Source organism: Novosphingobium sp. AP12, assembly GCF_000281975.1.
GTDB lineage: Bacteria > Pseudomonadota > Alphaproteobacteria > Sphingomonadales > Sphingomonadaceae > Novosphingobium.
The window spans coordinates 1-23,176 of the sequence record NZ_AKKE01000076.1; the positions used below are offsets into that span (position 1 = coordinate 1).

The window sequence follows — 23,176 nt, forward strand, 5'->3', positions numbered from 1 at the left end:
AGGCGGCCCGCCGCCGTGTCGCCGCCTTCATGAACGCGCACGAGGACGAGATCGTCTACACGCGCGGCGCCACCGAATCGATCAACCTTGCGGCGCAGACCTGGGGCGCGGCCAATCTCAAGGCGGGCGACCGCATCCTGCTCTCGATGCTGGAGCACCACTCCAACATCGTGCCGTGGCAACTCCTGCGCGAGAAGACCGGCGTCGAAATCGACATCTGCCCGCTGACCGACGACGGCCGCATCGACCTTGCGGCGGCCGAGCGCATGCTCACCCCGGCCCACAAGCTGGTCGCCTTCGCCCATGTCTCCAACGTGCTCGGCTCGGTGCTCGACGTGGCGGCGGCGGCGAAGCTCGCCCATGCGGTCGGTGCGAAGCTGCTGATCGACGGCTGCCAGGCCGCGCCGCGCCTCGCCCTCGACATGGCGGCGTTCGAGTGCGACTTCTACGCCTTCTCGGCGCACAAGCTCTACGGCCCCACCGGGATCGGCGTGCTCTGGGCGCGCAAGGAAATCCTCGATTCCATGCCCCCGTGGCAGGGCGGCGGCGCAATGATCGACCGTGTGACTTTCGAGAAGACCACCTTCGCCCCCGCTCCGCAGCGCTTCGAGGCGGGCACGCCCAACATCATCGAGGCGCTCGGCATGGCGACGGCGATGGACTGGCTGTCGGACATCGGCCTGGGCCGCGCCGAACGCCACGAGCGCGACCTTGCCGCACTGCTGCGCTCCGAACTGCGCAAGCGCAACGACGTGACGCTGTTCGGGCCGGACGACGCGCTCGGCATCGTCAGTTTCGCACTCGACGGGGTGCATCCGCACGACCTCGGCACCATATTGGACGAGGAAGGCGTGGCGATCCGCGCCGGCCACCACTGCGCCCAGCCGCTCATGGAGCATCTGGGCGTACCGGCGACGGCACGGGCCAGCTTCGGCCTCTACAGCGACGAAGCCGACATCGAGGCGCTCCTGAAAGGGATCGAGCGCACACGGAGAATTTTCGGATGAGTGACGACAAGCCTTTCAGCATCGAGGAAGTCGAGGCCGCGCCGGCCCCGCCGCGAGCCCGCGTCGATGACGCCGTGCCGCCCCCGGCGGAACGCAAGCGCGACTATCTGGACGGATTCCTGGCTGAAAAGCCGCAGGACACCGACCCCGCCGCGCCCGGCGGCGAAATCTACGAAGGCGTGATCACCGCGCTGAAGGAGATCTTCGACCCAGAAATCCCGGTCAACATCTACGATCTCGGCCTCATCTACGGCGTCGAGGTCTCGCCCGAGGCCGCCGTCGCGGTGACGATGACGCTCACCACGCCGCACTGCCCGGTCGCCGAATCCATGCCTGGCGAAGTCGAGATGCGTGTCGCGGCAGTGCCCGGCGTGCGCGACTGCGAAGTCGCCCTCGTCTGGGATCCGCCGTGGGACATGGCCAAGATGTCCGACGAGGCAAAGCTGGAACTGGGAATGCTGTGAGCGAAGCGGCCGTCCTCGACCTCGCGATCACGCGCGCCGACTTCGCAGACCCCGCGGACGCGGCGGCGCTCGTCGAAGTGCTGGACGCCTATGCGCGCGATCCGATGGGCGGGGCGACGCCGCTGCGCGCCGACGTGCGCGACCGGCTGGTCCCGGCTATGGCCGAGGTGCCCGGCGCATTCGCCCTGCTCGCCCGCATCGGCGGTGAGGCGGTTGGCCTGGCGACCTGTTTCATGGGTTTCTCGACTTTCGCGGCGCGCCCGCTGGTCAACATCCACGATGTCTCGGTGATCCCCGGATATCGCGGCAAGGGCATCGCCCGGGCCCTGTTCGCCGCCGTCGAGGATGAGGCACGCCGACGCGGAGCCTGCAAGGTGACGCTCGAAGTGCTGAGCGGCAACCACCGCGCCAAGGAACTCTACGCGTCGCTGGGCTACGGCGACTTCCAGCTCGACCCCGAGGCCGGGACCGCGCTGTTCTGGCAGAAGAGGCTGACATGACCGAAACCACCACCACGACCCGCCCTGCCCGTGCCCGCCCGGCCGCCGTCATCCTGACGCCGAACGCCGAGGCCCGCATCGCCAAGCTCATGGGAGAGGCGCCCGAAGGCGCCATCGGCGTCAAGCTCTCTACCCCGCGCCGCGGCTGCTCGGGCCTCGCCTATTCGGTCGATTACGTGACCGAGGAAGCCAGGTTCGACGAGAAGATCGAGACGCCCGGCGGCGTATTCTACATCGACGGCCCCTCGGTGCTGTATCTCGTGGGCAGCGTGATGGACTGGAAGGAAGACGACTTCACCGCCGGCTTCACCTTTGAAAACCCCAACGCCAAGGGCGCCTGCGGCTGCGGCGAAAGCTTCACGGTCTGATCGTCGCGCCTCCGGGTCTTGTCCGGAGGCGGAAACCCTATTCCTTGCCGCCCGGGAACAGTGCCAGCAGCGATCCCAGCCGGTCATGCACTTCTCGCTCCTGCACAGCGTCGCTGTGGCCAATGCGCACCACGGTCAACAGCTGATCGGGCGAGCCGATCACGTATTGCCCGTATTCCCCGATGCAGCCGAACACGTTCCTCGGCGCAGTGCCCGGATAGAGCTTGGCATCGTCGCCCGCCACCGCGCGGTTGAGCCAGACGCCGGCGCCGTAGCCCGGCTCGCGCGGAGAAGGCTCCAGCATGAACTGCACCCACCGCCGCGGCAGGACCTGCGCGCCGCCGACCGAGCCGGTGTGGCGCAAAAACTCGCCCAGCTTCGCCCAATCCCGCGCGGAGGCGTGGATCATGCCCGAGCCGATCATCGTCCCTGCCCGGTCGTACCCGACGATCGTCGAGTCCATGCCGATCGGCATAAGCACGCGCGTCTTGAGGTAGTCGCCCACTGCGCGCTGCCGCCGCACCGGGTTCCTGTCGGGCGACAGCACCCGCGACGCAAGGTCGGCAAGAATCACTGCACTGGCGGACGACTGCTCGAAAGTGCTGCCGGCGGGCGCTTCCAGTGGCTGCGCTTCGGCATAAGAGGCCATGTCGTCGCGCCCGTCGAGGAACAGCATCCGCATGCGGTCCGATTCGGCCTCAATTCGTCCCGTGCCGACGGAACCCGATTCGTCGTGACGCAGGCCCGACCGCATCTGCAGCAACTGCTTGAGCGTCACCGCGCCGCGCGGGTCGCCGGGGCGCTGCCATTCGGGCACCGGGGCCGATTCGTTGAGGCGGAGGCGACCGTCGCTGACCAGTTGGCCGATCATCAGCGCGGTGATGCATTGCCCCATGCTCCAGCCCGGCAGGCGCGTCTCGGCCTTGATGCCCGCGCCGTAACGCTCGGCGATCACCGAACCGCGCTTCATGATAACCAGCGCATCGGTGCGGCCGACCGCCGCATCGTCGAACACGCCGTCGATCGCGCGCCCGAGCGCCTCGCGCGGGGCGCCGCCCTCATCGCGGATCGCGGCCTGCGCGTCGGCGCTGGGCGGTGGCGGGCCTTCGGGCGCGGACTGTCCACAGGCCGCGAGGCTTGGCAGCGAGAGCAGGGCAAGGATATGGGGAAAACGGCGCACCGGCATGACGCGCGGTGTGATGTGCGAGGCGCTGAAGAATGGCAACAGCCGGGAAATCCGGAGCGGGGGACAAGGTTACCGCCCCCGAAGGCATGTATCCCGCGCGGCAACCTTCCCGCTGGAAACGCAACCTTGTCGTTCTGGCGCTGCTGGCACTGGGCGGCTCGCTCGCCTTCGCCTGGCAGGCCCTGCGCGAGGAGGCACTGGTCGGCGCCGCCTATGGCGCGCGCGTCGGCTGCGTCTGCCGCTTCGTCTCACAACGTTCGATCGCCGCGTGCGAGGGTGACCTCAAGGTCGCTGGCCTCAGCGGCGTCGCGGGCATGGTCTCTTTGTCGGAAGACGCTACGACGCAGACCATCACCGGCTCGGTCCCACTCCTCGCCAGCCAGAGCGCCGGCTACCGTGAAGACCGCGGCTGCCAGCTGGAGCCGTGGCAGGATTGAGCTCGAGTTCAACGTCGTCTTGGACTTGATCCGGGACCGCCGGCAGATTTTCAGGCCAAGCCTCGCCGAGAGCAAGCGCGGCGTGGCCAACGGTCCCCGGCCCCGCGGGGACGACGCAATTATGCCAGTTAGACGGCGCTCTCGGTCGAATCGATCCAGCCGCCGCCGACCACCCGTTCGCCTGCGTAGATCACCGCCGCCTGTCCGGGCGCGACACCGTATTCGGGCTCGGCGAAACGAAGCGTCACCGCCGCGTCCTCACCCAGCGGACCATCGAGCGCGATCGGCACCGGCTTGGCGAGCGAGCGGACCTTGGCCGTCAGCGGCCCATGAGGCAGCGGGCCGATGCGGTTCGTCTCCACCACCCGCGCTGCGCCGGTGGCAAGCAGGCGGCGCGGGCCGACGCGGACCTGGCGCGTCTCCGCCTCGATACCGGTGACGTAGAGCGGCTCGGGCTGCCCGCCGATCTCGAGGCCCCGGCGCTGGCCGACGGTGTAGTGGATGACGCCGCGATGGCTGCCCAGCACGGCGCCGGTTTCGGCATGGACGATCTCGCCCGGCGCCTCACCTTCGGGCCGCACGGAGCGGACGACCTTTGCGTAATCACCGTCGGGCACGAAGCAGATGTCCTGGCTGTCGGGCTTGGCGGCATTCCTGAGGCCAGCCGCCTCGGCCAGCCGGCGCGTCTCGGCCTTGGGCAGGCCGCCCAGCGGAAAGCGCAGGAAGTCCAGCTGGGCCTCGGTCGTGCCGTAGAGGAAGTAGCTCTGGTCGCGCGCGGGATCGAGGGCGCGGTGCAGTTCGGCGCCTGCAGGTCCCATGACGCGCCGCACATAGTGGCCGGTCGCGAGGCAGTCGGCGCCCAGTTCCCGCGCCATGGCGAGCAGGTCGGTGAACTTGGGCCCCATGTTGCAGCGGATGCACGGGATCGGCGTGCGACCGGAGAGATAGTCGTCGGCGAAGCGCTCGACGACCTCTTCGCGGAAGGCGCTCTCGTGGTCGAAGACGTAGTGGGCGATACCAAGGCGGTCGGCGACGCTGCGCGCGTCGCGGATGTCGTCGCCCGCGCAGCAGGCGCCCTTGCGGCCGGTCGCCGCGCCGTAGTCGTAGAGCTGGAGGGTCACGCCGATCACCTCGGCCCCGCTCGCGGCCGCCAGAGCGGCGACGACCGAACTGTCCACCCCGCCCGACATGGCGACGACCACGCGGCGCTCGGACAATGGAGCGGCAAGCTGGAACAGGTCGGCGGGATCGAGCCCGGAAAGGAGATCGGCAGAGGCAGTCATCACCCGCGCGCCATACAGGCAAACGCTCCGTTTTCCTACCTTCCGCGTTTCCACCCCCGGCAAGCCCGTCTGACGGCAATGGTGAAGGAGGGGTAAAGGCGGCTTTTACGATCTCTTGACGAGGCTTGGGTTATAGCGCCGCATCATGAACATCGCACATCATCATAAAGCCCCGGAAACAGGGGATGCGCAGGGTCGCGCTGGTGCAGGATTCGCCGATGTCCAGCTGCCGGGCGACGCCGGGCAGATCGACTGGCATGCCCTCCGATCACGGCTGTTTGCAGAGCAGGAAAAGCTTGGCCTTCAGGATGCAAATTCGGCGCCGCGGCTGCATCTGCGCGGCAGCTTCGACGGCTGCGCAGCCTCGACGCTAACTACTTATCAAGAATGGTCAAGATTCGTTAACCTTGATGGTTCAAGCAATGGCAAGTCCGCGGAAGGCAATACTCCTCCCGTCGCCGTTGAGAACGAATGCGGCGAGCGAGGGCAACGATGATCGAGAACCAGAAAATCCGGCCAGCGCAGGTGATCGGTCCGCTCGGCGAACCGTTGACCGTGGATTCGCTGCCGCCGCCCAACACCACCCGCTGGGTAGTACGCCGCAAGGCGGAAGTCGTCGCAGCCGTCAACGGTGGCCTGCTGACGATCGACGAGGTTTGCGAGCGTTACCAGCTCACGCTCGAGGAGTTTGCCTCGTGGCAGCGCGCGGTCGACCGCTCTGGCATGCAGGGCCTTCGTGTGACGCGAATCCAACACTATCGCGATCTTTACGAACGCCAGCAGAAGTACTGATCTCGTCCGGCAAGGCCGGCTGTGATGAAAGGCGACCGCGAACATGGCTTCGCGGTCGCCTTTTCGCGTTATGGCGCAACAATATAGCTGCAAGTGACCCCTAAGTCGCAACCAAGTCGTTCGTCGATGCGGGTCGGCCACAAACCGACTGCAGATTGCCACCCTGTTGCGGCACGTATATGGAACGGGTGGATTTAAGCCACATCGGGGGGCCGCGCCAAGATGCGCGGATACCGCTGGCGTGGCGGGAGAAATCACGCCGCCCGAGACGCGCGTGGTGCTTGCGGTGACCAGATGAACTACGACGGCAAGATTGAACCCGGCCGGGCCACCCCCGGCAACTACGTCGGCGAGCCTGCAAGCTCGCCCGGCGTCATCGATGCGGATGGCAATCCGCTGGCCGTCGACGACGAGCAGGATCGCCGCTCGCGCCGCTGGATCTGGATCGTGGCCGTCGTCGTCGGTGTGCTGATCGTCGCCATCTGGTTTTTCGTGCATAGCGGCAACAAGGAAGACGCAGCGGGCGCGGACACCGCTCAGGTGCCCGTCGTCACCGTGGTCGTTCCCGGCCGCTCGACCGTCGCCGGAGAGATCAGCGCGACGGGCTCGCTTGCCGCGCGCCGCTCGATGCCGGTCGGCTCGGTCGGCGAAGGCGGCGAGGTCCGCGAAATCCGGGTCGAGGCGGGTGACTGGGTCCAGCAGGGCCAGGTCCTCGCGGTGATCGACCGTTCGGTGCAGACACAGGCCGCCGCCAGCCAGTCGGCACAGGTCGACGTCGCCGCCGCCGACGCGCGGATCGCCCAGTCCAACCTCGATCGCGGCCTCCGGCTCGTCGATCGCGGCTTCATCTCGAAGGCCGACGTCGACCGCCTGACCGCCACGCGCGACGCCGCCGTCGCCCGCGTCAACGTCGCACGCGCCACGCTTGGCCAGCTGCGCGCCCAGAACGCCCGCCTCAACATCGTCGCTCCCGCCTCGGGGCTCGTGCTCGAACGCAACGTCGAGCTCGGCCAGGTGGTGAGCGGCGGCAGCGGCGTGCTGTTCCGCCTCGCCAAGGGCGGCGAGATGGAACTGCTCGCTGCGCTTTCGGAAGACGACCTCGCCGCACTCAAGGTCGGCGTGGAGGCCAAGGTCACGCCGGTGGGCTCGGGACGGACCTTCATTGGCCAGGTCTGGCAGCTCTCCCCGGTGATCGACACGAACACCCGCCAGGGCACCGCGCGCGTCGCGCTCAAGTTCGACCCGGCGCTGCGCCCCGGCGGCTTCGCCAGCGCGGTGATCGAAAGCGGCGCGGTTGTCGCCCCGATGCTGCCCGAGTCCGCGATCCAGAACGACGCCAAGGGCGCCTTCGTCTACGTCGTCGACAACGCTGGCAAGGTTCACCGCCGCCCCGTCACGACCGGCCTTGTCACCGCCAAGGGCATCACGCTCAAGTCGGGCCTCAATGGCACCGAGAAGGTCGTGCTGCGCGCCGGCGGGTTCCTTAACGACGGCGACAAGGTGAAAACCCGGGCGGCATCCGCCACCGGCAACTGACGGACGGCCTGCAAACCCATGCGTAACATCTCGGCCTGGTCGATCCGCAACCCGATCATTCCCATCGTCTTCTTCATCGGCGTGATGATCGCCGGCATCGTCTCGTTCAACCGGATGGACGTGAACAACATGCCGGACGTCGAGTTTCCCGGCGTCCACGTCGGGGTCTCGCAGCCGGGCGCCGCGCCGACCGAGATCGAGACGCAGATCACCCAGATCGTCGAGGGCGCCGTGCGCTCGATCCCGGGTGTCGAGGAAATCCAGTCGACCGCCTCGGAAGGCCGCTCGACCACGATCGTGTTCTTCTCCGTCGGCACCAATGCCGATGTTGCCACCAACCAGGTCAAGAATGCGGTCGACCAGGTCCGCGGCGAACTGCCCGACGGCATCCTCGAGCCGCAGGTCTCGAAGATCGAGGCCGGCGGTGGCGGCAGCCTCGCCTACTTCGCGGTCGCGGCCGACGACATGACGATCGAGCAGCTGAGCTGGTTCGTCGACGACACCATTTCCAAATCGCTGCTCTCGGTCGAGGGCATGGCGACCGTCAGCCGCGACGGCGGCGTCAACCGCGAGATCCGCGTGGTGGTCGATCCCAACCGCATGGTCGCGATGGGTGTCAGCGCCAACGACGTCAACAACGCGCTGCGCCAGGTCAACGTCGACGCCGCCGGCGGCCAGGCCGAGATCGCCGGCTCGCGTCAGTCGGTGCGTGTGCTCGGCAACGCCCAGAACGCTTATGCGCTCTCACAGACCCGCATCAACCTGGGCAATGGCCGCCAGATCAAGCTCGCGGACATCGCCAGCGTCTACGACGGCTATTCCGACCGCACCGACGTCGCCCGCGTGGGCGGCCGCGAAGTGGTGACCTTCGGCTTCGAGCGCGCCCGCGGCGCCTCAGATGTCGCCGTATACGACGCGGCGGCGAAGAAGCTGGACGAGATCCGCAAGCTGCACCCCGACATCCACATCACCCAGCTGTTCAGCCAAGTGGACTACACGCGCGGCCAGTACACCAGCTCGATGGAGGCGCTGGTCGAGGGCGCGGTGCTGGCGATCGTGATCGTCTACCTGTTCCTGCGCGACTGGCGCGCGACGATGATCTCCGCCCTCGCGATCCCGCTTTCGGCGATCCCGACCTTCTGGTTCATGGACCTGCTCGGTTTCTCGCTGAACTTCCTTTCGCTGCTGGCCCTCAGCCTCGTCGCGGGGGTGCTGGTTGATGATGCCATCGTGGAAATCGAAAACATCGTCAGACACATGCGCATGGGCAAGAGCGCGTACCAGGCCTCGATCGATGCTGCCGACGAAATCGGCCTCGCCGTCGTCGCGACCACGTTCTCGATCGTTGCGGTGTTCCTGCCGGTCGGCCTGATGCCAGGCATTCCCGGACAGTTCTTCAAGGCCTTCGGCCTCACCGTCGTCGCCGCGGTGCTCATGAGCCTTGCCGTCGCGCGCGTCATCACGCCGATGGTGGCGGCCTATTTCCTCAAGTCCCACGGCCATGCCGAGCACGGCGGCGGCCGCGCGATGGACCTCTACATGAAGGTCCTCGCATGGACGCTCGACAGCCGGGAGGCCACGCGCTTGCGCGCCCGGCTCGTCCCCCAGCCCCGCAGCTGGTGGTATGCGCTCGTCGCGGCGTTGCTCTTCATCGCCCTGATCGGCGCAGGGCTCGGCCTTGCCGGCGTGCTGTTCTCGGCCTTGCAGGGCGGGCTGACCAAGATCGGGCTCGCCAAGGCCGCCTTCGTCCTTGCCGCCGTGCTCGCGCCGCTGGGCATCCCGCTGGCGATCTGGGTGCTGGGAAAGCTGTTCCGGCTGATCGCCGCCGCGCTCGGCGCGTTCGGGCGCTGGTACCGGTACTACACCGACCGCGTCATCGCGCGCATGCACGACCACCGCTTCTACGCCTTCTGTGCCTCGATCTACGCCTTGGTGGTGACGTTCGCGCTGCTTGCGGGGCTGCCGCAGCAGTTCCAGCCGAACACCAACAACGACACCAGCGAGGTCAAGATCGAGATGGTGCCCGGCACCACCCTCGAACAGAGCGAAGCCGTCGCCGGCCGCGTCACCGCCCTTCTGGAAAAGCAGCCCGAAGTGAAGCGCGTACTCGAGTTCTCGGGCGAAGGCTCGGGAACGCTTTACATCGCGCTCAAGCCCGCTAGCGAACGCGAGGCGACCAGCATCCAGTTCGAACGCCGCCTCGCGCCCGCGCTTCAGGACGTCGCCGACGCGCGCGTGACCTTTGCCACGCAATCGGGCGGCTTCGGTAGCGGACGCGACATCTCGGTCATGCTCTCGGGCAGCGATTCCGAGCTGCTCAACAAGACCGCGCAGACGCTGGTCGAGCAGATGCGCGCCGTCCCCGGCATCGTCGCCCCGCGCATCGCGGCCGACCTGCAGCGCCCCGAACTGGTCATCGTGCCCCGCCTCGACCTCGCCGCGCAGCTCGGGGTGACGACCGGCGCGCTGAGCCAGACCATCCGCATCGCCACGATGGGCGAAATCGACCAAAACACTGCCAAGTTCTCGCTGAGCGACCGCCAGATTCCGATCCGCGTGATCCTCGACCGCACCTCGCGACGCGATTTCTCCACCATCGAGAACCTGCCGGTCGCGACCACCAGTGGCGGCTCGGTGCCGCTCAGCCGCGTTGCCGAGATCCGCTTCGGTGCGGGTCCCACGCAGATCCAGCGCTACAACCAGTCGCGCCGAATCTTCGTCGGCGCCGACCTCGGCCAGGGCCAGGTCAAGGGCCCGGCCATGGCCGCGATCCAGCAGCTTCCCATCATGAAGAACCTGCCCGCTGGCGTCTCCAACGCGCCCGTCGGCGAGGACAAGTGGCAGGCGGAGATGATCAGCAACTTCGTCATCGCGGTGATCAGCGGCATCTTCCTGGTCTTCGCGGTGCTGGTGCTGCTCTACAAGCGCTTCGTCTCGCCGCTGGTGAACATGGCCTCGCTGCTGCTGGCACCGCTGGGTGGGATGCTGGCGCTGACTGCGGCCGGACAGCCGATCTCGATGCCGGTCTACATCGGCATCCTCATGCTGCTGGGCATCGTCGCCAAGAACTCTATCCTGCTGATCGACTTCGCGATCGAGGAGATGGCCAAGGGCGTGAACAAGCTCGACGCGATCATGGACGCCGGCCACAAGCGCGCCCAGCCGATCGTCATGACCACGGTCGCGATGACCGCCGGCATGGTGCCGACCGCGCTCTCGCTCTCGGGCGACGGGGCCTTCCGCGCGCCGATGGGCGTGACGGTGATCGGCGGGCTGCTGCTCTCCACCCTGCTCACGCTCGTCATCGTGCCTGCAGCCTTCAGCCTCGCCGATGGTTTCGAGAAGAGGATCGGACCCAAACTGCGCAAGTCGCTGCTGACCTACGATCCGAAGCTGCACGGGCCGGGCGGGAGCGAGGAAACCTATCGCCCCCAGCCCGCCGAATGACCGCGACCGCGTAGAAAGGGACAAGTTGCCGCCAGCCGGGCGAAGCGCAGGGGGACTGACGCCAGGGAGCGTCCCGCAGGACAAGGCCCGGCGGATGCGCCTGTTCGCCACCGGCCTGCTGCTGGCGATGGCCGTGGCATTCATCGTACTGCGACGCTTCGGCGGCGAGCATCCGACCTGGGGCTATGCCATCGCTTTCACCGAAGCGGCGATGGTCGGCGGGCTGGCGGACTGGTTCGCTGTCACCGCGCTGTTCCGCCGCCCGCTTGGCTTGCCGATCCCGCACACCGCGATCATCCCGGTGAACAAGAACCGCATCGCCGACTCCATGGCGACCTTCCTGCGCGACAATTTCCTCACTCCCCAAGTCGTGGCGCGTCGCGTGACGGGCTTCAACTTCGCGGGGGCAGCCGGCGGCTTCCTGTCCGATCCAGGGCGCGGCGGGCAGTCACGGATCCGCGCGGGCGCGGCGAACTTAGTCGCCGACGTGCTCGAATCGCTCGATCCCGAGCGCCTCGGTAATCAGGTCCGCGCGGGTCTCGCGCGGCAGCTGGAGCGGGTGGAGATCGCGCCGCTGCTCGGCCAGATGCTCTCCGCCGCGATCGCCGACGGCCGCCACCGCCCCCTGATCGAGGGCGCGATCCGCTGGGCTGGCGAAGCGCTGGAGTCAAACGAGGAAATCGTTCGCTCGATGATCCGCGAACGCGCGCATAGCCTGCTGCGCCTCACCGGCCTCGACAGCCGCATTGCCAATTCGGTACTCGACGGGCTCTACAAGCTGCTGGCGGAGATGATCGTCCAGCCCGACCACCCGCTGAAGGCCAAGGTGGAGCAGATGCTCCAGGACCTCGCCGACCGCCTCGTGAGCGACCCCGAGACGCGCGAGCGGATCGAGAGCGCCAAGCGCGAGATGATCGCCAATCCGGCGGTGGGCCAGTGGTGGCAGTCGGTTTGGGAACGCCTGCGCCGCAAGCTGATCGACGCCGCGCGCAGCCCCGCCACCGCTCTGGGCGGACAATTGACGACGATGCTCGGCGAACTGGGCGGCGCCTTGCGCGAAGACCCACGCCTCCAGTCGCAGATCAATCGCTTTGCCCGCCGCACTCTGGTCGGCGTCACCGCGCGCTACGGCGACGAGATCGTGCGCCTCGTCTCCGAGACCGTGAAGCGCTGGGACGCCCGCACCGTCAGCGACCGGATCGAAGGCGCCGTGGGCCGCGACCTGCAGTTCATCCGCATCAACGGCACGCTCGTCGGCGGGCTGTTCGGCGTCTGCATTCATGCGGTAGACCAGCTGCTATGAACGACGCCCAAGGACCAGTGCTGGCTACCGAACGCTTCGAACTGTGGCGACCCGTTGCCAGCGACCTCGCCGGCATGTGCCGCCTGCTCGCCGACGAGGAGACGCGCCGCTTCCTCGGTCCCGCGCGAGCCGACCCGCATTCGCAATTCGATCGCCTGATGCGTAACGCCGGCTCCTGGGCGCTGCACGGCTACGGCAGCTTCATGGTGCGCCCCAAAGGCGCGTCGCCGATCATAGCCAGCTGCGGCGTCTTCCACTCCCTGCGAGGCTTCGGCCCGGAACTGCGCATGGACGACGTACCCGAAGCAGGCTGGATCGTGCGTCACGACCATCAGGGCCGCGGCGTGGCGCGCGAGGCCATGGAAGCCGCGCTCGGCTGGTTCGACGCCACCCACGGCTTCCGCCGCATCGCCTGCATGATCGAGGTCGGTAACCTTGCGTCCGAGCGCCTCGCCGGGAAGCTCGGGTTCATGCGCTACGCCAGCCACGAACTGGACGAGGGGGACGATCAGGTTTCGATGACTCTGCTGGAGCGAGTCGCCCAGCCCGCCGCAGGGCTCAGACTTCGTGGAAATTCAACGTCGCGTTGAGGATGAATACGATGGTGCCCGAACACAGCGAGACCACCACCCGCGCCACCATGTAATGCGTATCGAGCGGGCCGGTCAGCAGCGCGAAACCGGCGAGGATGATCGCGAGGCCCACCAGCGCGTTACCGAGGAAATAGAGGTAGCCGGTGAACAGCCCGCGATCGGTCTCACGGAACACCCATATGCGGGCGAGGACGTAGTTCAGGGCATTGGCTATGACGAACCCCAGCGTCACGGAGACGAACTTGTCGATGCCGAGCTTGGAAACCATCACCCAGATGAGCCCCATATCGATCGCAAAGCACAAACTGGACGCGACTGCGTTGCGGAGGAACAGCACTGCGCCGTGTCGGCTGAAAAGGCCGGGATGGTCGGGGTGGTCGTGGGCGAAACGGGTGAACTGCATGATTCTCGCCAACTCGAGTGACCGGGACTTTGTTTCCCGCACTGCAACAATGCGCCCACCGAACACGGCAGACCGTTATCCGGCCTCGGCGACCAGCCGTCACCGGGAAAGGTCGCTCGTCGAAGGCCATGGTGGCGCAAACGACCAGACCTGAGAACCTGCGGACGCTGTCATAGCTGCCGCTTCTCGAGCTTGCGCGCCAGCGTGCGGCGGTGGAGGCCGAGGCGGCGCGCCGTTTCGGAGATGTTGAAGTCGCACTCCACCAAAGTGCGGTGGATGTACTCCCACTCCAGCGTCTTGATCGAACTCTTGCGCCCTTCGAGCGGTACGCTGGCATCGCCGCGCAAGGATGCGAAGGCAGCCTCGATGTCGTCGGTGTTGGAGGGCTTGGCGAGGTAGTGCGCGGCCCCCAGCTTCACTGCCTCGACGGCGGTGGCGATGCTGGCGTAGCCGGTCAGCACGACGATGCGGGTTGCGGGCGAGCGGGCATGCAGCGCCTCCACCACGGCGAGGCCCGAGGCGCCGCCGAGCTTGAGGTCCACCACCGCGAAATCGAAATCTTCGGCGGCGTAGAGCGCCTCTGCCTCCTCGGGACTGGCAGCGGAGGCCACGCGGTAGCCCCGGCGTTCGAACGAGCGGCGCAGAGTGCGCGCGAAAGTCGGGTCGTCCTCGACGATCAGCAGGCTCGCGCCTTCGGGCGGTTCGTCGGTCTCGCTCATGCTTCCTCGCCGGGTTCTTCGGGCGCCAGTGTAGCGAGGGGGATCGCAAGTTGCACGCTCGCACCGCCCCCCGGCCGGTTCTCGACCGAGACGGCGCCGCCGAGCTTGCGGATGACGTTGACGACGAGGAACAGCCCGAGCCCGCCGCCGTCGCGCCCCTTGGTCGAGGCGTAAGGCTGGCCGATGCGGTCCATCATCTCGGGCGCAAAGCCGGGGCCGCGGTCGCTGACGGTGAGGACGACGCGGCGGGCCTCGGCGGTGCCCTCGAGCCAGGCTTCCATCACCACTAGCTCGGGCGAAACTTCGGCGGCATTATCCACCACGTTGCCGATCACCTGGCGCAGGCCGGGGTCGGCGATGATGGGCACGTCCTCTTCCACCCGGTCGACCAGGCGCAATTCGCCGGGAATGCGCGAGCGCCACTCCTCGGCGATGTCCTCGATGAAGGCGCGTACGCCGGTAACCGCCGGATCGATACCGCGTACCTCGCCCGCCGACATCAGGATGCCCGAGACAATGGTCTTGCATCGCGCCAGTTCGCGGCGGACGTCGGCAAGGTCGGCGGCCATGTCGGCATCGCCGGCGATCAGCGGTTCGCGACTCCAGTCGCCCAGGATCACCGAGATCGAGGAGAGCGGCGTGCCCAGTTCGTGGGCGGCACCGGATGCGAGCAGGCCCATCCGGATGATATGGTCCTCCTCCGCTGCCTGCTGGCGCAAGGTGGCCAGCTGCGCGTCGCTCTCGCGCCGGTTGCGGTCGAGCCGCACGACGAAGACGATGAGCAGCACGGCGGCTAGCACGAAGCAGAACAGGCTGCCGAAAATGTAGAGGCGGAACGGGTCGTTCGCGTGCGGCGGCGGGAGGCGCAGCGGAGTGTAGTGGAAAGTCAGCAGCGCCATGCACAGGCAGGCGTTGAGCGCGACGAGCCAGCTCCAGCGCGCTTCCAGGATGATCGCACCGATCACGATCTGCAGCAGGAACAGGAAGGTGAAGGGGTTGGTCGCGCCGCCCGAGTGATAGAGCTGCCAGCAAAGCGCCACCACGTCGACCATCAGCGCCGAGAACAGCTCGCGCTGCGAGAAAGTGCGACGGCGCTTGAGCACGCCGGCCACCGCCAGGTTGATGACCATCAGCAGCAGCGGCGCCAGCAGAAGCGGCGCGAGCGGCAGGTTGACCCTCAGCACGCCGGAGACGATCATGATCGTCGCCAGCTGGCCGAACACTGCGATCCATCGCAGCTGCGTCAGCAACACGACGCTGGAGCGGCTGGGCGACATGCCCGCCATGCCCGGCTCCATGCCGGGGATGGCGAACAGCGCCGCGATGCGGTCGATCACGCCCGGCGCCAGATGTAGCCGAGGCCCACCATGGAAAGAAGCGCTAGGGTGAACCACGTCAGAGCGTACATGAGGTGATTGTCGGGAAAGTGAATCTGCGTCAGGCCGGGGACGGGTCGCAGCGCGGCGGAGGACGGGCTGCTCGCCTTCTCGACCTGTGCGTCGACGAAGGCGGGGACCACCGCGCCGACCTTGCGCGCCGCCGCCATGCCGTCCACGTCGCGCGAATACCAGCGGTCATCCTGCGGGCGGTTGGACTGGAGCACGCTGCCCTTGGGCTCGCTCCTGCGCAGCAGGCCGGTGACGGTGACGCGGCCACCGGGGGTGGTGGCGCCGGCCAGCGCGGCGGTGGTGCCGGAGGGCACGAAGCCGCGGTTGATCCAGACCAGGCGGCCATCATCCATGCGCAGCGGCGTCATCGTCCAGTACCCCGTCCCCAGGTCCGTGGCGGCCCGCACCAGCGCGGTCGCCGTCCCCTGATAGACGCCCGAGGCCCGGACGCGAAGATATTCGAGATCGCCGGCCTTGCCGCCGGAGAGCGCACCGCCTGCGGGCACCTCGACCGGCTCTGCGTGGACCCGCGCCTCGACGCGGGCGATCAGCGCGTGCTTCCAGTGCAGGCGCTGGACCTGCCAGACGCCCAGCGCGGCGAACAGCGCCATCGCCGTCAGCAAAAGCGCGGCAAGCCCATAGGGCCGCCGCGCTGCTGTAGTTTGCGATGGAGGCACCGGGATTAGCCCATCGAACTCATCTCGTGGCTCATCGGCATCATGTTGTGGTTGAGGTGGTACATGACCCAGAGCGAGCCCGACAGCGCGATCACGACGATGACGATCGTGAAGATCAGCGCCATCACCGTCCAACCATTCTCGGACTTGGTGTTCATGTGCAGGAAGTAGATCATGTGGACCACGATCTGCACGATCGCGAAGGCCATAATGACCAGCGCAGTCGTGCGCGGGTCGGGGATGGCGCCCGACATGACCAGCCAGAACGGGATCGCGGTGAGCACGACCGAGAGCAGGAAGCCGACCACGTATTCGCGCAGCGAGCCGTGGCCGCCGTGCTCCATGGTGTCCTCGGCATGCGCATCGGGATGGGGATGGGCGGCGGCGTTGTGGGTGTCGGCGTGGGCCATCACAGCATTCCCATGAGATAGACGAACGTGAAGACGCCGATCCAGATGACGTCGAGGAAGTGCCAGAACAGCGAGAGGCACATCAGGCGGCGCTTGTTGGCCGGGATGAGGCCCTTCCTACCGACCTGCACGACCAGCGTGAACAGCCAGACCAGCCCGAAGGTGACGTGGAGGCCGTGGGTGCCCACCAGCGAGAAGAACGCGGTGAGGAAGCCCGAGCGCATCGGCGTCGCGCCCTCGTGGATCAGGTGGTAGAACTCGTAAAGTTCGATCGACAGGAAGGCGATGCCGAACACCGCGGTGACCAGCAGCCAGATCTGCGTCGCGCCCTTCGAGCCCTTCTCCATGGCCAGCATGGCGAAGCCGTAGGTGATCGACGAGAACAACAGCATGGCGGTGTTGAGCGCCACCAGCGGCAGTTCGAACAGGTCCTTCGGCCCCGGCCCGGCGGCGAGGCTACCCCCGAGCACGCCGTAGGCGGCGAAGAGCATCGCGAAGATGAGGCAGTCGCTCATCAGGTACATCCAGAAGCCCAGCATGGTGCTGCCGCCCTCGGGATGGTCGTGCTCGTCGAGGTCGTAGAACGCGGCCTGGAGCTGCGCCTGCGACAGGTCGTGGGTCTGGTTGATCGTGGTTGCGGTCATGACTCAGGCTCCCGCGGCGGCGAGCTGGCGGGTACGGGCCGCCTCGGTCGCTTCGACCGTCTCGACGGGGATGTGGTAGTCCCGCTTGTAGTTGAAGGTGTGGAAGATGGCGTAGCCGATGATCCCGGCGAACGAGACCGCCGCGAGCCACCAGATGTACCAGATCATCGCGAAGCCCAGCGCGATCGACAGGCCGGCGAGGATGATGCCGGTGCCGGTGCCCTTGGGCATGTGGATCGGACGATAGCCCGAGGTCGGACGCTCCACGGCGCAGCGCTTCATGTCGTCCCAAGCGTCGATGTCGTGGACGATCGGGGTGAAGGCGAAGTTGTACTCAGGGGGAGGCGAGGAGGTCGCCCACTCGAGCGTGCGGCCATGCCAGGGATCGCCCGTCTCGTCCTTCAGTTCCTCGCGCTTCCAGATCGACACCGCGAACTGGACGAGCATGGCGCCGATACCGCCGGCGATCATCAGAGCGCCGAAAGCAGCGATGACGAACCAGATCTGGATGCTCGGATCGTCGAACACCCGCATGCGGCGCGTCACGCCCATGAAGCCCAGGATGTAGAGCGGCGTGAAGGCCACCCAGAAGCCCGGGACCCAGAGCCAGAAGCTGACCTTGCCCCAGAACTGGTTAAGCTTGAAGCCGAAAGCCTTGGGCCACCAGTAGTTGATCGCCGCGAAGATGCCGAACAGCACGCCGCCGATGATCACGTTGTGGAAGTGGGCGATCAGGAACAGCGAGTTGTGCAGCACGAAGTCGGCAGGCGGCACCGCGAGCAGCACGCCGGTCATGCCGCCGATCGTGAAGGTCAACATGAAGGCGACCGTCCACATCATCGGCAGCTCGTAGCGGATGCGCGCGCGGTACATCGTGAACAGCCAGTTGAACAGCTTGGCCCCGGTCGGGATCGAGATCACCATGGTGGTGATGCCGAAGAACGAGTTGACGCTCGCGCCCGAACCCATGGTGAAGAAGTGGTGCAGCCACACGAGGTACGACAGGATGGTGATGACCAGCGTCGCGTAGACCATCGACGAGTAGCCGAACAGGCGCTTGCCGCAGAACGTCGCGGTCACTTCCGAGAACACGCCGAACAGCGGCAGGATGAGGATGTAGACCTCTGGGTGACCCCAGATCCAGATCAGGTTCACGTACATCATCGGCGAGCCGCCGAAGTCGTTCGAGAAGAAGTTGAAGCCGAGGTAGCGGTCGACCGAGAGCATCGTCATCACCGCCGTCAGCACGGGGAAGGCGGCGACGATGAGGATGTTGGTGCACAGCGAGGTCCAGGTGAAGATCGGCATGCGCATCATCGTCATGCCCGGCGCGCGCATCTTGACGATGGTAGCGATCAGGTTGACGCCCGAGAGCAAGGTGCCGACACCGGCTATCTGCAGCGACCAGATGTAGTAGTCGACCCCGACCCACGGGCTGTACGCGAGGTTCGAGAGCGGCGGATAGGCCAGCCATCCGGTCTGTGCGAACTCGCCGATGAACAGGCTCATCATGACCAGCACCGCGCCGGCGGTGGTCATCCAGAAGCTGAAGTTGTTGAGGAACGGGAAGCTGACATCGCGCGCGCCGATCTGCAGCGGCACGATGTAGTTCATCAGGCCGGTGACGAAAGGCATCGCCACGAAGAAGATCATGATCACGCCGTGGGCGGTAAAGATCTGGTCGTAGTGGTGGGCGTTAAGGTAGCCCTCGTTGCCGTTGAACGCCATCGACTGCTGGATGCGCATCATCACCGCGTCGGCGAAGCCGCGCAGGAACATGACGAGGCCCAGCACCATGTACATGATGCCGATCTTCTTGTGGTCCACGCTGGTGAACCACTCCTTCCAGAGATAGCCCCAGAGCTTGAAGTACGTCAGCGCCGCCACGAGGGCGACGCCGCCCAGCGCCACGACCACGAAGGTCGCGAGCACTATGGGCTCTTGCGGGAGCGCGTCCAGCCACAGGCGGCCCATGATCGGGCTCCAGTGGGAATGGTCTACGGCGGCTTCTAGTGCCATGGTCGTATCAGTTCCGGGAATTCAGGGAAACGTGAGCGGGCTTGGGATCGCCGGCAGGCGCACGCGCCTCGCGGTCTCCGAGCCCGATCGACTGCGGTGCGGCAAGGCCGGCACCGTTCAGCGAACGCAGGTCGGTCGGCGCCTTGACGGTGCCGTCGGGCGCGGCTCCAGGGATCTGGCGGCACAGCGCACGCACCCAGGCAAGTTCCTTGCGGACCGCGTCGTTGGGGTTGGCGGTGGCCTCGCTCCCGGCCTGGCGGCCGTTCTTGTCGTAAGCGAGCATCGAGACGTTGCGGATGCCGGCCTTGCCGAGACCGCCGCGCGCGTCGATCGCCATCATCTCGCTCGAGCACATCTTGCCGGGCTCGACGCACATGTCGACGATGGCGTCGTAGAGGTCGGGCGCGACCGAGGCGTAGCGGATGACCTGGACCTTCTCGCTCGGCTTCTCGAGCGCGAGATAAGCCGCGCGGTCGAGGTTGCCGCCGACCGGCTTGGCGCTCTGGCCTTCGGGCAGCGGATCGTCGGCGGGCTGGCCGGCGGGGCCGGGCTGCATCGGGGTCGCCTTGACCTGACCCACCCACTTGGCAAAGTCGGCATCCGAGACCGAGTGCGCGGCAAAGCGCATGTTCGAGAAGCCGGCACCCGAGTAGTTGGCGGAGAAGCCCTCGAACTTGCCGGTCCTGTTCATCACTGCGTGCAGGCGCGTTTCCATGCCCGGCATCGCGTAGATCTGCCCGGCCATCGCCGGCACGTAGAACGAGTTCATCACGCTCGACGACGTGATCTTGAACTGCAGCGGGCGGCCCGTGGGCACGACCAGCTCGTTGACCGTGGCGATGCCCTGCTCGGGATAGATGAACAGCCACTTCCAGTCGAGTGCGACAACTTCCACCTCGAGCGGCTTGGCGTTCACCGCAATCGGCGTCTCGCCGTCGATGCGGCCGACCGTGCGATAGGGGTCGAGCAGGTGTGTGCTGGTCCAGGTCACCGCGCCGAGGCAGATGATGATGAGCAGCGGCGCCGTCCAGATCAGCAGTTCGAGCTGGGTCGAGTGATCCCAGTCCGGCTCGTACTTCGCGTCCTTGTTCGACGCGCGGTAGCGCCAGGCGAAAATCACCACCGCGGCCATGACCGGAATCACGATCAGCAGCATGAGCAGCGTCGAGATGATCACCAGGTCGCCCTGCTGCCGCGCCACGTCACCCGCCGGGTCGAGCACGACTGTGTTGCAGGCGGCCAGCGACCCAGCGAGTGCCAGGGCCGACAAGGCGCGCAGGTTGAGGAGGCGACTCGGACCGCTGCGGCGGCCGGGCGGGTTCAGGCGTGACTCGGGCAGGTGCATGGCGCTGCGCCTAGGCTCGTGTTGCGGATGCGAACATAGGACATTTTGTCCAATCCCCTTGCGGCCCGCCAATGACGATAGGCCGCATGTTGAAGCCGGGCGCTGCCGCGCCTGCGCGATTCGCGGACGCGTGGAGACTCCCGCCCGACCGTGTGTTACTACCAGACAAAGGCTGCGAGACGCCAGATGAGCATTACCACTCCATCGACCCGCGAGGAACTCGGCCTGCCGACGTTCAAGCCGCACCACACGATCTCTCCCGCAGAGATCGCGATCGGCGTGATCATCGGGCGCACCTCCGAATTCTTCGACTTCTTCGTCTACGCCATCGCCTCGGTGCTGGTGTTCCCGAAGCTGTTCTTCCCCTTCGTCGACCCGCTGACCGGCACGCTCTATTCCTTCGCGATCTTCGCGCTGGCCTTCCTCGCCCGCCCGATCGGCTCGTTGGTGTTCATGGCCGTCGACCGCGCCTACGGCCGGGGCGTCAAGCTGACGATCGCGCTGTTCGGGCTCGGCGGATCGACCGCAGCCATCGCCTTCCTGCCCAGCTACGAGACGGCGGGCATGACCTCGGTGTGGCTGCTCGCCCTGCTACGCCTCGGACAGGGCTTCGCGCTCGGCGGCACCTGGGACGGCCTCGCCTCGCTGCTCGCGCTGAATGCCCCTGAGAACCGCCGCGGCTGGTACGCGATGATCCCGCAGCTCGGTGCGCCGTTCGGCCTGATCGTCGCCAGCCTGCTGTTTGCCTTCATGATCACCACCCTGCCCGCCGCCGACTTCCTCGACTGGGGCTGGCGCTATCCGTTCTTCGTCGCCTTCGCGATCAACGTGGTCGCCCTCTTCGCGCGCCTGCGCATCGTGGTCACCGAAGAATTCCAGAGCCTGTTCGAAAGCCGCGACCTCCAGCCCGTCAGCGTCGTCGGCACCGTGACGCGCGAATGGCGCACGATCGTCATCGGCGCCTTCGCCCCGCTGGCGAGCTTCGCGCTGTTCCACATGGTCACCGTGTTTCCGCTCTCCTGGGTCTTTCTCTTCACCCGTGAGGCGCCCACCGGCTTCCTCCTGATCGAGGCGCTGGCCGCCGCTTTCGGCGTCGTCGCCATGGTCGCCTCCGGCCGCCTCGCCGACTGCTACGGCCGCCGCACCTTGCTTGGCGCCTGCGCCGTCGCCATCGCGGTGTTCAGCGGCTTCGCCCCCCAGCTGCTCGACGGCGGCACGGCGGGTGAGATCGTCTTCATGATCTCGGGCTTCATTCTGCTGGGTTTGGCCTTCGGCCAGTCCTCGGGCGTCGTCTCCTCGGCCTTCGCGACCGAGCACCGCTACACCGGCTCGGCGCTCACCAGCGACCTCGCCTGGCTGTTCGGCGCCGGCTTCGCTCCGCTGGCGGCGCTGCTGCTCTCGGTGAAGTTCGGCCTGATCGCCTCGGGCGGCTACCTGCTATCCGGCGCCCTTGCGACGCTCGTGGCCCTCTGGCTGAACAAGGAACTCGCTAGCCGCTGAGTTCTGTGGGGCCACATCTCTCGAAGAAAAAGGGCATTTCCATGTCGCATGGAAACGCCCTTTTTTTATGATCACGATGCGGCGGTGGCTTCAAGTGTTGCTGCGCAGGCAACCTGTTTTACCTGTGTTGGTCGATAGCCTCGGACATCAATCGGGTACCATGATGGCGGGATGGCTGCACCTCCTGGGCACCGCGGGCACAACTCCTGACCTCAGAAATACGCCGTACCAAAGCCGTGTCCGGATCCGGAAGCCTTCCCCTTCGAAAGAACGATGATTGATGGAAAGTCCTTGGACACAGAATGGGACCGCCTCAAGCGAGTCGGGAAGGCTGGTCGATCATCATCGCATTCGACGACGTTCTCGGTCGCATAGCGGACCGACGCTGCATCGAGGCCCCGGCGATTTATCCGTATCTCCTGCCAGGCGAAGCAAGCGCCGGTCCGGCCGCGTTGGCCCGCAGGGATACCTGCTGCAGCGGGGATCCTGGACTGCCGCAATGAGTTCCATGCTAGCCTGATGCATTCAAGGCGATGAACTTACGGAGCCGTCTGGCGTTTGACCGGTAAGCGCCGCGGCGGCCTTTGGCATAGGGCCGAGCATCGCGACCAAAGTCGAGTCTGGCGGTTTTCAGGCTGCCTGATTGTCGGCTTCCTGCCCTTGTTCCGCCTCTAGGGGCCTGCCTGCCTTCGGTGGGGTGATTGGAACGGCTGCCTCTCGCCTGAATATCACTTTGCCATGGGCTCGACCGGGTCGACCTCAAGATCGCCAACCCAGCTCAAGATCAGGACATCCTGCTGGCGACCGGGAGATATGCCGTTACTGCGCGGAGATCGTCGATCAAGGCACCGGCCCGCTTTTTAATCTGGAGGCCATGATAGTTTTGGGCTCTTCATGGACGCTATGGCGGAACTGATAAGCCCCATGTCGCTCAGCTTAGAGCGGTACGCCCGTCCCGGATAACGGCGAAGGCTGTTCCGGCCTGAGGCCATAATTCGGCACTCGGACTCGATCCGCGACCGCTGGCAAGGGCGCGCCGCGCCATCGGGCGAGGATCCGCGGGCCATTCCGCGTATATCGTCATCCCGGCGCAGGCGGGGATCCCGATTTTCCTTCTGGGACCGTCTTCGGCAGCAGCCTGAACGCGTTTTACCC

The 23,176-nt window shown here is 66.7% G+C and carries 22 protein-coding genes; 12 read left to right on the forward strand and 10 right to left on the reverse strand.

Translation table 11 applies throughout. The features are described 5' to 3' along the window. From PMI02_RS13130 to PMI02_RS13145, 4 genes are all read left to right on the forward strand, one after another. Positions 1-1,007: aminotransferase class V-fold PLP-dependent enzyme (locus tag PMI02_RS13130; protein WP_007683384.1), on the forward strand; the 1,007-nt coding region annotated here is incomplete at its 5' end. Beyond that, positions 1,004-1,471 carry an SUF system Fe-S cluster assembly protein gene (locus PMI02_RS13135; RefSeq protein WP_007683386.1) on the forward strand — a complete coding sequence of 156 codons (468 nt, stop codon included), beginning with the start codon at positions 1,004-1,006 and terminating at the stop codon, positions 1,469-1,471. The genes PMI02_RS13130 and PMI02_RS13135, both read left to right, overlap by 4 nt. Next, positions 1,468-1,971 (forward strand): N-acetyltransferase, encoded by a 504-nt coding sequence (locus PMI02_RS13140; RefSeq protein ID WP_007683388.1) that lies wholly within the window; start codon positions 1,468-1,470, stop codon positions 1,969-1,971. The genes PMI02_RS13135 and PMI02_RS13140 overlap by 4 nt, the downstream gene beginning before the upstream one ends. Further along, positions 1,968-2,339: an iron-sulfur cluster assembly accessory protein gene (locus tag PMI02_RS13145; RefSeq protein WP_007683390.1), complete on the forward strand. Its 372-nt coding sequence runs from the start codon at positions 1,968-1,970 to the stop codon at positions 2,337-2,339. Before PMI02_RS13140 ends, PMI02_RS13145 begins: the two co-directional genes overlap by 4 nt. Before the next feature lie 37 nt (positions 2,340-2,376). Here PMI02_RS13145 and PMI02_RS13150 read toward each other — a convergent pair whose 3' ends face one another. After that, entirely contained in the window at positions 2,377-3,525 is a 1,149-nt protein-coding gene (locus PMI02_RS13150; protein WP_007683392.1) for a serine hydrolase, read from the reverse strand. A 32-nt stretch (positions 3,526-3,557) separates the two neighbouring features. On the opposite strand from PMI02_RS13150, the gene PMI02_RS13155 reads away from it, so the two are divergent. Further along, entirely contained in the window at positions 3,558-3,962 is a 405-nt protein-coding gene (locus PMI02_RS13155; protein ID WP_007683394.1) for a hypothetical protein, read from the forward strand. Between the two features lie 128 nt (positions 3,963-4,090). On the opposite strand, the gene mnmA is transcribed toward PMI02_RS13155, so the two are convergent. Continuing rightward, positions 4,091-5,245, reverse strand: coding sequence for a tRNA 2-thiouridine(34) synthase MnmA (gene mnmA / locus PMI02_RS13160; protein ID WP_007683395.1), 1,155 nt, complete (start codon positions 5,243-5,245; stop codon positions 4,091-4,093). Positions 5,246-5,390: 145 nt separating this feature from the next. On the opposite strand from mnmA, the gene PMI02_RS27135 reads away from it, so the two are divergent. From PMI02_RS27135 to PMI02_RS13185, 6 genes are all read left to right on the forward strand, one after another. Further along, positions 5,391-5,741 carry a hypothetical protein gene (locus tag PMI02_RS27135; RefSeq protein ID WP_157222515.1) on the forward strand — a complete coding sequence of 117 codons (351 nt, stop codon included), beginning with the start codon at positions 5,391-5,393 and terminating at the stop codon, positions 5,739-5,741. Further along, a complete protein-coding gene (locus PMI02_RS13165) occupies positions 5,738-6,037 on the forward strand; it encodes a DUF1153 domain-containing protein (protein ID WP_007683397.1) in 300 nt (99 codons plus the stop codon). The genes PMI02_RS27135 and PMI02_RS13165 overlap by 4 nt, the downstream gene beginning before the upstream one ends. Before the next feature lie 294 nt (positions 6,038-6,331). Then, a complete protein-coding gene (locus tag PMI02_RS13170) occupies positions 6,332-7,573 on the forward strand; it encodes an efflux RND transporter periplasmic adaptor subunit (RefSeq protein WP_007683399.1) in 1,242 nt (413 codons plus the stop codon). 18 nt (positions 7,574-7,591) lie between these two features. Beyond that, positions 7,592-11,020 carry an efflux RND transporter permease subunit gene (locus PMI02_RS13175; protein WP_007683401.1) on the forward strand — a complete coding sequence of 1,143 codons (3,429 nt, stop codon included), beginning with the start codon at positions 7,592-7,594 and terminating at the stop codon, positions 11,018-11,020. A gap of 94 nt (positions 11,021-11,114) precedes the next feature. After that, positions 11,115-12,323 carry a DUF445 domain-containing protein gene (locus PMI02_RS13180; RefSeq protein ID WP_007683403.1) on the forward strand — a complete coding sequence of 403 codons (1,209 nt, stop codon included), beginning with the start codon at positions 11,115-11,117 and terminating at the stop codon, positions 12,321-12,323. Continuing rightward, positions 12,320-12,913, forward strand: coding sequence for a GNAT family N-acetyltransferase (locus PMI02_RS13185; RefSeq protein ID WP_007683404.1), 594 nt, complete (start codon positions 12,320-12,322; stop codon positions 12,911-12,913). The genes PMI02_RS13180 and PMI02_RS13185 overlap by 4 nt, the downstream gene beginning before the upstream one ends. On the opposite strand, the gene PMI02_RS13190 is transcribed toward PMI02_RS13185, so the two are convergent. The 8 genes from PMI02_RS13190 to cyoA form a co-directional block, all read right to left on the reverse strand. Then, entirely contained in the window at positions 12,882-13,319 is a 438-nt protein-coding gene (locus tag PMI02_RS13190) for a GtrA family protein (RefSeq protein WP_007683407.1), read from the reverse strand. The two genes, PMI02_RS13185 and PMI02_RS13190, sit on opposite strands and share 32 nt — an antisense overlap. A gap of 170 nt (positions 13,320-13,489) precedes the next feature. Continuing rightward, on the reverse strand, positions 13,490-14,038 hold the full coding sequence (locus PMI02_RS13195; protein WP_007683409.1) for a response regulator transcription factor: 549 nt from the start codon (positions 14,036-14,038) through the stop codon (positions 13,490-13,492). Then, on the reverse strand, positions 14,035-15,375 hold the full coding sequence (locus PMI02_RS13200; RefSeq protein ID WP_007683411.1) for an ATP-binding protein: 1,341 nt from the start codon (positions 15,373-15,375) through the stop codon (positions 14,035-14,037). Before PMI02_RS13200 ends, PMI02_RS13195 begins: the two co-directional genes overlap by 4 nt. After that, positions 15,372-16,049 (reverse strand): SURF1 family protein, encoded by a 678-nt coding sequence (locus tag PMI02_RS13205; protein WP_036503759.1) that lies wholly within the window; start codon positions 16,047-16,049, stop codon positions 15,372-15,374. The genes PMI02_RS13200 and PMI02_RS13205 overlap by 4 nt, the downstream gene beginning before the upstream one ends. Positions 16,050-16,108: 59 nt before the next feature. After that, positions 16,109-16,513, reverse strand: coding sequence for a cytochrome o ubiquinol oxidase subunit IV (gene cyoD, locus PMI02_RS13210; RefSeq protein WP_007683416.1), 405 nt, complete (start codon positions 16,511-16,513; stop codon positions 16,109-16,111). Continuing rightward, on the reverse strand, positions 16,513-17,157 hold the full coding sequence (gene cyoC, locus PMI02_RS13215) for a cytochrome o ubiquinol oxidase subunit III (RefSeq protein ID WP_007683418.1): 645 nt from the start codon (positions 17,155-17,157) through the stop codon (positions 16,513-16,515). The genes cyoD and cyoC overlap by 1 nt, the downstream gene beginning before the upstream one ends. Positions 17,158-17,160: 3 nt before the next feature. Further along, a complete protein-coding gene (gene cyoB, locus PMI02_RS13220) occupies positions 17,161-19,176 on the reverse strand; it encodes a cytochrome o ubiquinol oxidase subunit I (protein WP_036503761.1) in 2,016 nt (671 codons plus the stop codon). A 7-nt stretch (positions 19,177-19,183) separates the two neighbouring features. Next, on the reverse strand, positions 19,184-20,521 hold the full coding sequence (gene cyoA / locus PMI02_RS13225) for a ubiquinol oxidase subunit II (RefSeq protein ID WP_007683422.1): 1,338 nt from the start codon (positions 20,519-20,521) through the stop codon (positions 19,184-19,186). A gap of 186 nt (positions 20,522-20,707) precedes the next feature. Between cyoA and PMI02_RS13230 the strand changes: the two genes are divergently transcribed. Beyond that, positions 20,708-22,021 (forward strand): MFS transporter, encoded by a 1,314-nt coding sequence (locus PMI02_RS13230; RefSeq protein WP_007683424.1) that lies wholly within the window; start codon positions 20,708-20,710, stop codon positions 22,019-22,021. Positions 22,022-23,176 lie beyond the last annotated feature (1,155 nt).